8 protein-coding genes and 1 pseudogene are annotated in these 14,316 nt (G+C 72.1%); 3 read left to right on the top strand and 6 right to left on the bottom strand.

What is annotated here, in order from left to right:
• Window positions 1-524: pseudogene (locus tag ABTY62_RS02360) on the bottom strand (alpha/beta hydrolase); the annotation flags it as partial.
• 413 nt (window positions 525-937) lie between these two features.
• Between ABTY62_RS02360 and ABTY62_RS02355 the strand changes: the two are divergent.
• From ABTY62_RS02355 to fxsT, 3 genes are read left to right on the top strand one after another with little or no spacing between them, the layout of a single operon-like run.
• Complete coding sequence (locus ABTY62_RS02355) at window positions 938-2,473, top strand: VMAP-C domain-containing protein (RefSeq protein ID WP_352127463.1); 1,536 nt, start codon at window positions 938-940, stop codon at window positions 2,471-2,473.
• The gene (locus ABTY62_RS02350) at window positions 2,470-3,615 is read left to right on the top strand and encodes an AAA family ATPase (RefSeq protein ID WP_352127445.1); all 1,146 of its coding nucleotides are present in this window, start codon (window positions 2,470-2,472) and stop codon (window positions 3,613-3,615) included. Before ABTY62_RS02355 ends, ABTY62_RS02350 begins: the two co-directional genes overlap by 4 nt.
• Window positions 3,608-8,134: an FxSxx-COOH system tetratricopeptide repeat protein gene (fxsT, locus tag ABTY62_RS02345; RefSeq protein WP_352127444.1), complete on the top strand. Its 4,527-nt coding sequence runs from the start codon at window positions 3,608-3,610 to the stop codon at window positions 8,132-8,134. The genes ABTY62_RS02350 and fxsT overlap by 8 nt, the downstream gene beginning before the upstream one ends.
• 29 nt (window positions 8,135-8,163) lie before the next feature.
• On the opposite strand, the gene ABTY62_RS02340 is transcribed toward fxsT, so the two are convergent.
• From ABTY62_RS02340 to ABTY62_RS02320, 5 genes are all read right to left on the bottom strand, one after another.
• On the bottom strand, window positions 8,164-9,843 hold the full coding sequence (locus tag ABTY62_RS02340; RefSeq protein ID WP_352127443.1) for an HEXXH motif domain-containing protein: 1,680 nt from the start codon (window positions 9,841-9,843) through the stop codon (window positions 8,164-8,166).
• Between the two features lie 578 nt (window positions 9,844-10,421).
• Complete coding sequence (locus ABTY62_RS02335) at window positions 10,422-10,796, bottom strand: effector-associated domain 2-containing protein (RefSeq protein WP_352127442.1); 375 nt, start codon at window positions 10,794-10,796, stop codon at window positions 10,422-10,424.
• A 44-nt stretch (window positions 10,797-10,840) separates the two neighbouring features.
• Window positions 10,841-12,427: a PH domain-containing protein gene (locus tag ABTY62_RS02330; RefSeq protein WP_352127441.1), complete on the bottom strand. Its 1,587-nt coding sequence runs from the start codon at window positions 12,425-12,427 to the stop codon at window positions 10,841-10,843.
• Window positions 12,428-12,549: 122 nt separating this feature from the next.
• Window positions 12,550-13,680, bottom strand: coding sequence for an MFS transporter (locus tag ABTY62_RS02325; RefSeq protein ID WP_352127462.1), 1,131 nt, complete (start codon window positions 13,678-13,680; stop codon window positions 12,550-12,552).
• 53 nt (window positions 13,681-13,733) lie between these two features.
• On the bottom strand, window positions 13,734-14,309 hold the full coding sequence (locus ABTY62_RS02320; protein WP_352127440.1) for a Chromate resistance protein ChrB: 576 nt from the start codon (window positions 14,307-14,309) through the stop codon (window positions 13,734-13,736).
• Window positions 14,310-14,316 lie beyond the last annotated feature (7 nt).

The following is a 14,316-nucleotide window of genomic DNA, read 5'->3' as shown; positions in this document are numbered from 1 at the left end:
TCCGCCACCGTGATCAGCTTGCCCAGCGCCTTCGCGTACTTGCCGTCCGCCTCGGTCGCGTCCTTCAGCGCGTCACCGATCCGGTCGGCGAACGCCCTGACCTGGTTCGCCGGCGTCGTGAGGCGGTACGGCGTCACGCCCTCCCTGATCTGGTGGTACTCCTGGCCCGGCAGCAGCACCACCGGGGGCGTGTAGTCCACCGTCCCGTCCGCCGTGACGGTCATCCCCGCGTCCCGGGCGTCCTGCACGGCGTTGTCCAGCTTCTTCTTCGCCGCCCGCAACTCCGCCGCCAGCCCGTTCAGGGCCGTGAGCACCAGCGCGCACTCCACCTGCATGTAGTGGAAGTTCTCGCTCAGCCGCTCCAGCCGGCCCAGCGCCGTACCGACCCCCTGGCCCTTCAGAGCCCCGCGAAGCTTCGCATTGATCTCATTGTCCAGCCGGTCCTTGGACGCGCTCGCATTGCTGCTGACCTTGTGCCAGCCGTCCGCCGCCTCCTCGAACTGAGCCGGGTCAAGCGCCCTCAACTGCGCGAAAGTAACCATGACGCCCGTCACCAACTCCCCGTTGAGCCGCCCCGCGAGGAAAGCGGCTTCATACGCCAGGCCGACCCTGAGTCCCCACCCGCTGCGCCATGTTCTGCACGGCTGATCAAGGAAGGAAGGTAACAGAGCGAGGTGTCGAACCGCCGTGGCCCACTTCGAGCGCTTGACCGACGCACCGCGCACATGAACGAGGCCCGCCGGTTCCGGACGCCGTGTGATTCCTGTGTGAATCGCCTCCGACAAGCGGATCGTGCCTCTACGCTAATCGTTCGCGACGATGGGTATGCCGAATAGGCGCGATACCAGGGGGCCGCGCTTGTCGGGTGCGAGGGGGGACGCACGTGTCGGAGCGATTTCCGGAAAGCCGGGCCCGGCGCCGGGTACTGGGGGAGATGGTGAATGTCTTGGGAGCCTCAGCGGCGCTGGCCGACGCCCGGGGGCGGCACCAATGGCGGCGAGAGCTGTCCGAGGCGTTCGACGGACTGGAGCTGGAGCCGTATCCAACCCCCCATCAGGAGTTCTTCGAGGCGGTGCGCGCCTGCGGCGACCTTCCGGGAGGCCTGGAGGCGCTCTTGGAGACCACCGGATTTGTGGCCCCGGCGCTCACCCACCGGCTGCGGCCCCTGCTCGACGAGTGGAACGCGGCCGATCTGTACCGGGGGCGCGACTGGTCGGCGCTGCGGCAGGCGCTCGACGTCGGCATCCCCGAGCTGCACACGATCGTCGCCGAGGTATGCGGGGACCGGTTTCGTCTCCCCGCCCACTGCACCACCGCCTGGCACACCTTCCTCCATCTGGCCTGCCGCAACACCCGGCCCGGAGGCCTGCCGCCCAGTATGGAGCTGCTGGAGCGGCTCGCCCTCTGCGCCGACCTGGCCTCCTCGGTGGGCGAGTTGTACGCCTGGAATGATCACTTCGCCCATGAATGGGGCGTCACGGACGGCGACGACGGGCTGATCGCGACGCGCGCGGGCCTGGCCGGCGGCCGAACCGGCGATGTCCTGCCCCGGATCGGCCGAAGCGCGGTCGACGGGCCCGATGCCGAGCCGGAGCGCCCGGTGATCAAGCTGTTCGTCAAGGTGGCGCCTGATCTGACCCCGGTGGACGCCAAGGGTAGAAGACAGGGGCGCAGAGAGGCGCGTTACCGGCTGGCGGCCCGGGTGCGCTACGCCGAGTCCTCCTGGCTGCACCAGGAGCCGGAGGGCGATCCCCGCGAGCTGGTGACGCGCAGCAGGGTCCCCGTCGCCGTCGCAGAGCTGCTGACCCGGATGGCGGAGCTGTGGCAGTCGCGCTCCGAGGAAGTGGTGTTGGAGTTCTTTCTACCCACCGAGCTGCTGAACGAGCCCGTGGAGTGGTGGAATCGGAACCCACAACTAGGCTATGCGAACCCGATCTTGAGCAAGTACCACGAGATATTCATCCACAGTTTGGAGCGAGTGCAGCGACGCGAGCTCCATCATGCCTGGCGCATGCGCTGGGCCCGGTGGAAGAGCCGGCCCGGCCAGGCGGACGTCCACTGGTGCGACGCCGAGGGGCGCTCGTCCGACGAACACCTGGCTCTGCTGGACGCGCAGATCGGGCGACGGGACGAGGTGGTGGCGATGGTGCTCAGCGAGCCGCCGAGGCCCAGGAGCGGTGTGGGGCTGCGCGAGCTGCGGCTGGGGCTCGACCTCGGCGTTCCCGTGCTGATCCACCACCGTGAGGACAGCGCGTCGGAGACCTTCCGCAGCGTCGTCCGTGAAGGACTGGCCGAGGACGGTCTGTCAAAGCTTCCCGAGCGTACGAGACAGTGGAAGAGCGACTGCGCCGCAGGCGGAATCGGTTCGCGGGAAGACCCGGTCAGGGATCTCAGCGTGATCTGGGACAACCCCGAACTGCTCCTCGACGGTGGGCCGTGTGCTCCCGCCACCTTCGTAGGGGGGATCGATTGAACACGCCCGAGAGCAGCAGCGGAGGGGCGGAGGTTCCGGCCGCGACGAGCGCACTCCCGTACCAGGGGACGGGCGCGGTGCCGCCCGATGTCCCGTACGAGGAACGCCAGTGGCCGGAGGGGCCGCGCTGGCGGACCTTCGCCGGCGGCCCCTGTCTGCCGCAGCCGCCCGAAGACGACGAGGCCGACCGGCGACTGGGCCCGGACGGCGGGGTGCGCAGCCCCTCGGCGGAGGAGGTCCGCCTGGTCAACGCCTCGATCCTGCTGCGGCGTCCGCTGCTCGTCACCGGCCGGCCCGGTGTCGGCAAGTCCACCCTGGCCTATCGCATCGCCCGTGAGCTGAGGCTGGGCCGGGTGCTCCAGTGGCCGGTCACCTCCCGGACGACCCTGGCCTCGGGGCTGTTCGAATACGATGTGATCGGGCGCGCCCAGGCCGGCCAGGCCTGGTACGCGGCACGGCAGCACAGCCGTCCGGCGGACGGCTCCGACGAGGGCTCCACGGCCTCATGCGGCGAGGACCGGGTGGACATCGGCGAGTTCATCCAGCTCGGCCCGCTCGGCACCGCGCTGCTCCCCCATCGATTACCGCGGGTCCTGCTCATCGACGAGCTCGACAAGGGCGACGCCGACCTCCCGAACGACCTGCTCACGCTCTTCGAGGACGGCTGGTACACCGTGCCACCACTCGTGCGGGTGAAGCGCCAGTCCCCCGAAGTGACCGTCCACACCGCGGATCCGGGCAGAACCGCACCCATCGTGGACGGTATTGTCACAGCGCGGTCATTCCCCATCGTCATCATGACCTCCAACGGGGAGCGCGAGTTCCCGGAGGCGTTTATGCGCCGCTGTCTCCGATTCGATATACCGGACCCTGGCCCGGAGGCACTGGGCGAGCTGGTCGCCGCTCACTTCGCCGACCAGTTGGGGGAGATGCACGACAGGCTGGTCCGGGACTTCATGACGCGCAGCGAGCAGGTGCACGGCCTGGCGGCCGACCAGTTGCTGAACGCCGCCCATCTGGCGACCTCCGGCGCGTATACGCCAGCCGAGGGTGACGATGCCGAGTGGCAGGCCCTCCTCGGCGCGATCTGGCATCCCCTGAGTACGGACGTACGCGCCGACGGGGCGGAACCGAGTGCCTGAACGTCCGTCGGTTCCCGAGGGATCCGGGGCGGATGGCACGGCCGAGGGCCCTGCCACCTCCCCGGACCACGGACGTCTGCACGTCGGCGGGTTGCGGTGGTGGGAGGTGGCGGACGCGCTGTGGCTGGCCCGCCACCACCCGGAGCTGGCCGGGCCGCGGCAACCCGATGTCTCCCCGGAATCCGCCGAGTCACCGCCCGGGGCGTCACTGTCCGAGGAGCCGCTGTCCGGGGAGTCACCGACCGGCGGGTTACCCGCCCCCGGGGAGCCACGGCCCGCCGCGCCGCAACCGCAGCCCGAGGTCCCGGAGCCTGACGCCGCGCCGTCGGCCCCGGCGGGTACGGCGTCGCCGACGGCCGACGGCGGCGAAGCACAGGAACACCCGTTACCGGACCGCCTCCCACCTCCCGGGCCTCCGCGAACCCCCGCGGTCCGGACCCATGACCACGCCGCCCCGCGTCGGCCCTCGCCCCGGGCCAGGGCGGCGGACGACCTCCACACGGCCCGGGTGGGAGACGCGTTACGCCCCCTCCGCGGGCGGATCCGTTCGACGCGCCACCAGGAGCTGGACGAGGAGGCGACCGCCGAGCGGCTGGCCGAGGCCCCCGGACTGCCCCCGGCGATGGGCCCGGGCAGCGAGCGCCGCTGGGACGCGGTGCTGGTGGTGGACGCGGGCCCGCATATGACGCTCTGGGCCGCACTGGCCCGGCGCTTCATGGCGGCGCTCCGCCATCACGGCGGCTTCCGCGATCTGCGGCTGCGCTTCCTGGACACCCACTCCGACCACCCCGGCGGGGTCTCTCTGCGGGGCCCGAACCGCCGGTCGAGACCCCAGCCGCCGAGAAGTCTGGCCGATCCCACCGGGCGCCGGATCGTGCTCGTCCTCACCGACGGCCTCGGCCCCGCCTGGCGCGCGGGTGCCGTGCAGGAGGCGCTGGCCGTATGGGGCCGGCATCAGCCCGTGGCCGTACTCCAGACGCTGCCGCAGCGGTTGTGGCACCGCACGGCCCTCGACCCGCGGCGGGTCCGGCTGCGCGCCTCCGGCCCCTGGGCCGGGAGCGCCCGGGTGGACTGGGAGTTCACCGAGCCCTCCATCGCGGGATCCGCCGCGGAGGCGAGCGGCCGTCGGCGCCCGGTCCCCGTGCCCGTCCTGGAGGTCGCCGACGAGTGGATCGCCCCCTGGGCCCGCTTCATCGCCGGTGACGGGCCGCGCTGGACCGAGGTGGCGGCCCTCCTCGTGCCCCCGTGCCGGCCCGATCCCCCCGCCCCATGGCCGGAGCGCCCCAGGACCGCCGGTGGCGCCGCGGAGCGCGTCGCGCGCTTCCGGGTGTGGGCCTCGCCGGAGGCGTTCTCCCTCGCCACCCGGCTGGCCGCGGTCCCGCTCGACCTTCCCGTCATGTACGCCGTTCAGCGCCGCACCCTGCCCCGAACGGGCCCGGCCCATCTGGCTGAATTCTTTATGAGCGATCTCGTCGAGCCCATGCCGGCGAGCGGCGGGAACTCCTTTCTCTTCGGCCGTGGAGTGCGCGAGGAACTGCTCGCCTCCAGCACCCGGCAGGCGACGGAAATGGCGTCCAGGATCGCCGCGGAGGTCCTGGCGCCGCACAGCGGCGCGGCCCGTGAGCTGCTCATCCACCTCAGCGGCGGAGAGGTTCCGAGAGAGCCCGAGGTCACCGGGGAGAACCTGCGCTTCCGGGAAATCGAGCACACCGTCCTGGAGGCCCTGTCCGGGCCCCATTTGCGCCGCGCCCGGCGCATTCAGCGAGTCATCCGCACCGGCCGCGCGTCATCGGATCAGAAGATTGACCCAACGGCGCGCGAAGAGAGCAACCCCGCCGCACACAACGAAAGCCCTGCCACAGTGAATATTCCAGGAATGCCCGAGACGCCCGTCCCCTCGCAGCAGGGAGGTGTGGGCGGCGAAGGCGCACTTCGAGGAGGTACGATTTTGACCGCGGTTTCCCAGGGGGCGACGACGCCGGAATCGGGCGCGCCGCTCGATCGAGGCTCTTCCGGGCCGTCGACGCGGCCCGCCATTTGGGGAAACATGCCGCCGCGGAACCTTGTCTTCACCGGGCGCGAGGAATTGCTCGAGCGCTTGGAACGTGATCTCGGTGATGGCCCGACCGCGGTGCTTCCGCACGCGCTGCACGGCATGGGCGGTGTCGGCAAGTCCCAACTGGCCCTGGAATATGTATATCGACACGCCTCACGGTACGACGTCGTCTGGTGGATTCCGGCCGAGCGGCCCACCCAGATCGCCCAGGCACTGGTGGAACTCGCCCAGCGGCTGCGCCTGCCGGTGACCAGCGAGGCCATCACCGCGGTGCCCGCGGTCCTTGAGGCGCTGCGTACCGGAAACCCCTATGGCAACTGGCTGCTGGTGTTCGACAACGCGGAAAGTCCCGAATCAGTGCAGGAATTCTTCCCGAGCAGCCCGGAGGGCGGCCCCTCCGGATCCATTCTGGTCACCTCCCGCAATCCGCAGTGGAACACGCTGGCCCATCCACTGGAGGTGGATGTGTTCGAACGCTCCGAGAGCATTCAGCTCCTCCAGCGCCGCAACCCCGACCTCCCCCAGGAGGAGGCGGACCAGCTCGCGGAGGTGCTCGGCGATCTGCCGCTGGCGGTCGAGCAGGCGTCGGCCTGGCGGGCCGAGACCGGTATGCCGGCGGCTGAGTATCTGCGGCTGTTCGAGGAGAAGCGGGCCGAGCTGATGTCGGTGTCGCCACCGACCCAGTACGAGCAGACAGTGGCCACCGCCTGGAACGTCTCGCTGGACCATCTGGCGAGCAAGAACCCGGCTGCTCTTCAACTTCTCCAGATCTGCGCCTACTTCGCCTCCGAGCCGGTGGCCCGGTCGCTGTTCTCCGGCGCCGCCGTCGAGCCCATCGCGCCGGACCTGGACCGGGCGCTGACCGACCCGCTGCGGCTGGGCCGCGCCATCCGGGAGATCAACCGCTACTCCCTGGCCAAGATCGACCACCGCAACAACTCCATCCAGATGCACCGTCTGGTGCAGGCCGTGCTGATCGCCCGGATGACCGAGGAGCAGCGCGAGCGCATGCGGCAGGGCGCGCATATGCTGCTGGCCGCCAACGCCCCCCGCGATCCCCGCGACCCCGAGCACTGGGGGCGGTTCGCCGACCTCTATCCGCATGTGGTGGTCTCGAAGGCCGTCGAGTCGGACTCCCGCAACGCGCGGCAGATGATCATCAATCTCGCGCAGTACCTCTACTTCTGGGGCGACCACGAGGCCGCGCGCGACTTCGGCCAGCAGGCGTACGACGTCTGGAAGGACAAGTACGGGGAGGGCGACCAGCACACCCTGCTGCTCTGCCGGGATCTGTGGTTCGTGCTGTGGCGGATGGGCCGCTACCAGGAGGCCGCGGCACTGAGCGAGCGCATGCGGTCAGAGGTGCGGGGTCTCGGTCCCGACTCGGAGGAGGAACTGCTCTCCATCCTCGGTCAGGTGGCCGCCGACCGCCGAGCCCGGGGCGACTTCCGGGGATCGTTGGAGATCGCCGAGGAGGTGTACGAGCGGGCTGTGCGGGCGTACGGCGACGAGGACCCGCTGACGCTGATCCACTCCCACAACCTGGCCGTCGCCCTGCGGACTTCCGGCCAATTCCTACGCGCCCGGGAGGTCGACCAGGAGACCTATCGGCGCACCATGCTGCTCTACGGGGAGGAGGCCTACGACAGCCTGCTCTCGGAGATGGGGCTGGCGCTCGACCGTCGGGAGGCGGGCGAATACGCCCTGTCGGCACGGATGTTCGAGGAACTGGTCGACAAGTTCCGCAGGGTCTTCGGCGAGATGAACCCGAACACCCTGCGCACCGTGGGGCGACTGGCGGTGTCCCGGCGCAAGGCGGGAGACCACCCCGGAGCACTCGAGCTCAGCAGGCCCGTTCGCAAGGCCCTCACCGAACGATACGGCGTGCGGAGTCCGGATTCCCTGATCGCCTCCCTCAACCTCTCCGTCGATCTGCGACAGGCCGGTGTCCTCGACGAGGCCATGCGGCTGGGGCAGTCGACCAGGGAACGGTACGAAGAGGTCTTCGGAGAGGACCACCCGGACACCGCGGCGGCCGATGTGGACCTGGCCATCACGCTGCGGCTGCTCAATGAGGTCGATACCGCTCGTGCCCTCAACGAATCGGCGCTCAGGCGGGCCCGCGAGGCCCTTGGCGACACCCACCCCTATGTGTTGATCGCCTCCGCCAACCTTGCCAGTGACGTGTTCGCGCAGGGCGACGCCGTCGCTGCCGCCGAACTCGACCGCGCCAACCTCGAAGTGATCAAGAGCACCCTGGGCGCGACGCACCCGACGGCGCTGGTCGTGATGGGCAACCTGGCCTGTGACCTCAGAGCGCTGCGCCAGACCGACGAGGCCGAGACCCTACATGCCACGGCGGTCAAGGAGCTCCAGGCCAAACTCGGCGAAGGCCACCCCGCCTGTGTCGACGCGGCGGCTTGGCGGCGTGCCAACTGCGATGCCGACCCCATGCCGCTCTGATCGCGCGGGCGGCAAGCCGGGCGTCGGTCTCAGGCCGGCGCCCCAGCCGTACGCCCGACCCATGCGGCGACCGCGACGGGATCCGCGGGCTCTCCTGTAGCCTCCCCGATCGCCCGGTGCACCGCTCGGACCAGTTCCGGACACCGGAGCAGCGCCCGGCCGGCCGCCCGGTGCTCACCGGACACCCCTAGGGCGAGGCGAAGGCCCGCCCAGGCGCCGGCGGTGGAGGGGAAGACCGCCCCACCGCCGGGCGCCGGGCCCGGTCCGGCGGTGATCTCCTGTGCGTACAGCTCCCACGCCGCCGTGACCTGACCGGAGACGAGGAGAAGGTCGGCGGGCCTGGCGCCCTCGACCGTCGAGGCGAGGCGTTCGGGAGTTGCTCGGAGCTTCGCCAGCGCCGGTTTCATCAGCCGCATCCGCGCGAGGACGGCCCGGGCGTCCAGGTTTCTGGCAGTGGGGTCCGGCACCAGGCGGGGTGCCGGGCAGCCGTGCCGCGAAAGCGGACGGCCGGTGCGTCCGGCCGTGATCCAGTCGTGGGCCATCTCCGCCACCAGCGAGGGATCCGGTGCGAGATGGTGCAACCGCCAGCTCACGGCGTGGTCGTCGGCCGCCCGCTCAGCCGCAGTGAGAAGCGACGTGGGGACGGAGGCATCGGTCCAGTCCGATGCGGTTTCGGTCAGCTGCCCCAGCAGTCGGCGGCCGAGCCGGGTCAGCTCCGGGTCCTCACCCAGTGGGGGCAACACCCGCAGCAGCTGGTTCCTGCGCAGGGCGAACTCGAAATGGGCCAGCGTCGCTTCGTCCGGCGGCGCAGCACCACTGAGCACATACCCGCGCCAGAACCGGGCCACGGCGGTGAACGCGTAGACCCCGTGCAGCATCCCGCTCAGTGGCCGCGGATCGTCCCGCCAGGGCGCGTACAGCCGCGCCTGGTTCTCCTGTGTGTGCAGGGAGTACATGTGCATCAGGGCGCTGAGTTTGCTGTGCTGGACCTCATGGGTGAGGATCGCCGCGAATTGAGGCACGGCGGCGGGCTCCGATCCCGTCGGTGCGGAGGCGGCCAGACCGCCCATGCCGTCCCGCATGGTGGCGCTGTGCCAGCGGAAGGGCGTCGACGGGGGCAGCGGTTCGATGGAGCGGAGGCAGGCGGCGACATCCTCGGCCGCCTGCGGATCGGCGCGCCGCAACAGCGGCCAGGCGCGTCCGAGCAGTTCGGCCCAGCGGTCGGCCTGCTCGCCCGAGGATGGTGGGAGCCGACCGGCGGGGGCCGCGGACAGGATGCGATACGGACCGAGGTCGTTGAGCTGGAGGTCCTTCGGTCCTTCGGGAAGTTCGAGTACGAGCCTGGTCGGTGGCTGCCATCCGGGGGTGTCCGCCCGGCTGGGAAGCGGCACATGGAGCGTTTCGCCGCCGTGGCCGAGGGTGAGCGCGTCACCGTCGAACTCCGCCCGCACAGCCCCCGGGCCTGCCGTGCCGGGCAGGGTGGCAAGTCCCAGCGAGGGCAGCCAGACGGTCCCCGCGCGCGAGGGGAGGCGGAGGGAGAAGGGCAGGCCGGTCCGAATGCCGCAGGCCGCGGCGATGAGGTGCAGCTGCCCGGTGTCCAGCCACAGAGGCGGATCGGCGTCCGGCGGGGCCGGGGCCTCATGTAATCGGCGCAGCGTGTGCTGAAGCCAGACGCCGGTTTCCGGCAGCAGCAGGAGGTCGTCGGTCACCGCGCGGCTCTGTCGCTCTGACGCGCTGAGCAGTTCCCATGCCTGTTCGAGGGGTGCGAGGGGACCGACGGCATCGGGACGATCGGCCGCCCTGGTCATGAGCAATCCCAGGAGAAGGAGCCGATGGCTGCGTTCCGCGTCCCAGAGATGGGCGATGACCGCCGCCCCGCCGCCGCCGGCGGCCAGGGCGTCGAAGTGGCGCGGGGGAAGCCCGTGCCGTGGAGCGCGCGCCGAGCCCGGAGGGCGGTGCCGCCCGAAGGGACGTTCGCCGCCGCTGCCGACAGGCGTCACATGGTCCAACTGGTTTTGGTGTCTGCGGCGAGACTGGCCGGGCCACCGGAGAGCTGCCGTGCCATCCGCTGTTCGATCCGGTCCCACTCAAGGCCGCATCTCGTGCGCAAGTTCTCAAGACTGACGCCTGTCAGATCGAGCAGTTCCGACTCGATAACCGTCCCAGGCCGATCCATCCCGCGATGACCTCCCCGATTCCGGGCCCTGACCTCTCCCGTTCACCCATCATGTCCCAGCGCCGGACCGACGGGTAGCCCGTGTCTCGGACACCTTTCGGCCGGTCGCCTTCAACCGGTCGCCGCTCCCCCACCGCCGAACCCGGGCATCTCGGCCAGCGCCGCGGCCAGCTCTCGCAGCGCGTACGACCCGGAGTCCACCATCTCGACGGCCTGCCACAGCAGGGTGAGACCGCCGGGAAAGGCCAGGCAGGTCTCCACCACGCCCACCAAGTCCACCCGGGTGATCGGCGATCGGGGCAGACTGCCGTGGATCTCGGGCGGAAGCAGTGCCAGGACCTGGCCGCGTGCGGCCGGATCGGCCATCACGGGGACCGCCTCCAGCGCCAGGACCAGCCGTCTGCGCCGGTCGAGGCCGGGCCGGGCGCCGGGCCTCGTGGGCGGCTGCGGGTCCTGCCCCTGGCCGTGTTCTCGCTCCTCCGGCACCCGTTCGCCTCCTCCGATGCCCGGGAGCGGACTCTACCGCGCCCTCACCGCGGGGCGGGCGCGGCGTGCGCGGGACTCAGCTCGCGGAGGATGCGGGACAGGTCGGCCGGGGCGGCCGCGAGGCGGACCGGCCGGCCGGCGTCGTCGAGTTCGGCGATGTGCCAGCTTCGGGGGACGGTGTCGCCGTCGCTGCCCCGGGCGCGCCGTACGTCCTTGACGGTGAGCCGCTCGACGGGTATCGGTCGCGCCGCGAACCGGCCCGGACCGGGGTGGGGGGTCACCGCGGGCGCACCGCCTCCGATGACGATGTGGGTGCCGAAGCGGTGCGGGTTGTAGTCGGTGTGGTCCAGGAAGCGGGCGGCCAGGAACACCTCACCGTCTGTTTCGGCGGACGCCTCGGGGACACCCGCCGCCCCGGATGCCCTGGCCGCTCCGGCCGTCCCGGGCGTACGGATCCGGGTGGCGCGCCAGGCCCAGGTGAGCAGGGCCAGTGTGACCAGCGAGCCCACGGCCGCCCAGGTGATCGCCGAGGGTGAGGCGAGCGGGGTCGTCGGGTGGAGGTAGCAGAGCGGCAGCAGCCACAGGGCGGTGCCGACGAGCGCGCACACGAACGGCAGGGCGGACGGGAGGACCTCGTCGTCGGGCAGCCGTCGTCCGCGCAGGCGCAGCAGTATCCGGGCTCCCGGCCAGCCCGCGGCGAGGGCGAGCACGGCCGCCACGACGGCCAGGGACCCGGGGCCGGGTACGTGCTCGCGCCACACATGGCCCGCCCCGGCGACCTCCCTCACCTGGTGGCGCCAGATGGTCAGTTCGACGCTGTCGCCGGGCTGGAACTCCCCGGCGGCCTCGCGGGAGACCTCGAGCCGCTCCAGCGGCCGGCCGTCCGCGAAGTACAGCCGGCTGGGGCCCTTGCCCTCGTCGACCTCGGTCCGCGCGATCACCGCCGACCGGGTGGCCAGGCACTCTCCCCCGCGCTCCGCGGCGGGCGTCTCGGCGGTGCACGGGGTGGCCGACTTCCACGCCCGCTCGTCCGACGCGGCGTTCGGCACGAACCACGCGGCCACCCCCGCACCCGCGAGCAGCAGCGCGCACAGGGCCAGCGATCCGGCCCAGCCGCGCCCCGCGGTGCGGTACGAGACGACGGGGAGGTGGCTCGACTCCGGGGCGCCGTAGCGGCGGTGCAGCGCGCGGAGCGTCTCCAGTTCCGCGTCGAAGGCCGGGTCGTGGGAGGACCAGCTGTGCGGCAGGGGCAGGAGCCGCTTGTGCCCGTTCCGCAGCACCAGGATGATCCGTCGGCTGTCCTGGGCCCGGGGAGTGTTCGCGTACTTCAGGCGTACGCGCAGGTCGGCGATGTCGGGCCAGGCCACGCTCCGGCGGCGCAGCAGCGTCCGGGAGTGCACGCCCCGCGCGTCGGCGCTCACCTCGGCGGTGACCGTGCGAAGCGACACGATGCCCACCAGCGTCAGCAGCAGGCCGAGGCCCGCCCACACGTCCAGGAGCCCGTCCAGGAGCCCGCCCCGGTACGCCACGCGCGCCACGGCCAGGCTCGCCCCGGCCGCCCCGAGCCCGACGAAGAACCACAGGGGGCGCTTCCAGAGGGGACGGCAGGTCACTTCCCACACATCGGTCATAACCGGAATCCTGACATCTACCGGGCCGTAAGCGCTTGTTCATGGTTCGGCAGCTTCCCGGTCGGCAACGCTGCCGACTTCCAGAAAGGGTGAAGCCGGGTTCGCCCCGGTGCCCGGCGGGGTCACCCGGGCGGTCGGCGGACGGCCAGGAGGAGCGAGACGAGGGCGACCACCAGCGCGAGCGCCGCATAGCCCCAGCCGAGTGCGGCGGCGGAGGCGACGCCGGCGACCAGCAAGGGGCCTCCCGCGTCGCCGAGTTCGCGGCCGAGTTCGGCCGCGCCCATCGTCTGCCCCATCCGCTCCTGTGGCGTCACGGCGGCGAGGGCGGCGAAGCCGAGTGGGGTGATCAGGCCGGTGCCGGCGCCGATGAGGACGGCGGCCGTCAGCATCCCCGCCACACCGGGCAGCAGGGCGGCGGTCAGGCCGCACGCGGTCAGGGCGAGCCCGGCGGCCATCCCGGCGCGGGCGGTCAGCCGTCCGTCGTCCAGCGCCCGCCCGGCCCAGGGCTGGACGAGGGCCGCGCACGCCGCCAGGGCCGAGACGGCGGCGCCGGTGGCGGGCAGGGGCAGGCCGTCGGCGGCGCCCGACAGGGGCAGGAATCCGACGCCGACGGACAGTGCGGCGGTGGCCGCCGCCAGCGCGGCGACGGGGCGCAGGAAGGTGCCGTCGGACAGGCGGCGGGCCAGGCCCAGAAGGGTCTGGCGGCTCTTGGGCAGGGGCGGCACGGCGGGCACCGTGAGCGCGGACCACACCGCGACCGCGGCGGCCAGCACCATCAGGACGGCGAACAGCAGGGTCAGGCCGCCCGCCCAGACCAGGGTGCCGCCGAGCAGGGGGCCGGCGGTGTAGCCGATGCTCTTGAAGAAGCCGTACGAGCCGAACGCGCGGCCGTGCCCGGCCCGGGGGTTCAGCCGGGCGACCAGCGCGGAGGCGGCCGGGGAGAACGCGGAGGCCGCGGCCCCCTGGCCCAGCCGGGCGGCCCACAGCCACCCGGGGTCCCGTACCGCGACGAACACGGCGGAGGAGGCGGCGAACGCGATCAGGCCGCCGAGGAGGACCGGGCGGGCGCCGACGCGGTCGGCGACGGTGCCGAACACCGGCTTGAGGACGACCTCCGCTCCGTCGTACAGGGCGAGCAGCAGCCCCAGGTAGAGCACCGACCGCTCCAGGCCCTTGTCACCGGCGCCGAGGTTGGCGGCGATGCCGTGGGCGCCGAAGGCCGTGGTGAACCCCGCCGCGTACAACGGCCACATCCGCCGCTGGTCCGCCGCGGGTATCGCGGCGGGTTCGGCGGCCCGCCGCCCGCTCACGGCACCTCCTCGTCGCCGCCGGTGGAGAAGGCGTACAGGTGGGCGAAGACGCGTTCGCTGTAGTCCTCGAACCGGCGGGCGCACTCGGCGAGCTGCCGTTCGGCCTCTCCGGCGCCCGGGGCGCCGAACACGTCACGGGCCTTCAGGTCACAGTGCCAGCGGCGCAGCCGCTCCAGCGAGTGCTCCTCCTCTTCCAGCTCGGCGAGGGTGAACTTGGCCTTGCCGATCTCCTTGTCCAGCTCCGCGGTGTACTTGCCGCAGTCGGCGGTGAACTCGGCCCAGTCCTCCTCGCGGGCCGCGGTGAACATCGCCTCGAACCGCTGGGCGTCCCTCGGTTCGCGCCCGGCGGCGCGCAGCGTCACGGTCTCGCCCTGGGCGCGCTGGGCCAGCTCCACCGCCCGGCGCACGCCGTCGGCGAACACCGGCACGTCCGGCACCGCCCAGACGCCCTGGCCCAGCGACAGCGCGCCGACCTTGCGCAGCTCCCGCCACACCGCCACCCGGTGCCGCGAGGGCTGCGCCGGCAGCCGCACGATCAGCACCGTCCACTGCATTGCCGCTTCGTCACTCACCTCACGA

This window comes from Streptomyces sp. NPDC097640 (genome assembly GCF_040302705.1).
Taxonomy (GTDB): Bacteria; Actinomycetota; Actinomycetes; order Streptomycetales; family Streptomycetaceae; genus Streptomyces.
This window is presented reverse-complemented; position numbering and strand designations above follow the sequence as displayed.

Coding starts and splice junctions, on each gene's coding strand:
- ABTY62_RS02330 (WP_352127441.1), bottom strand. CDS start 12,427: ATGACCGATGTGTGGGAAGTGACCTGCCGTCCCCTCTGGAAGCGCCCC.
- ABTY62_RS02325 (WP_352127462.1), bottom strand. CDS start 13,680: ATGTGGCCGTTGTACGCGGCGGGGTTCACCACGGCCTTCGGCGCCCAC.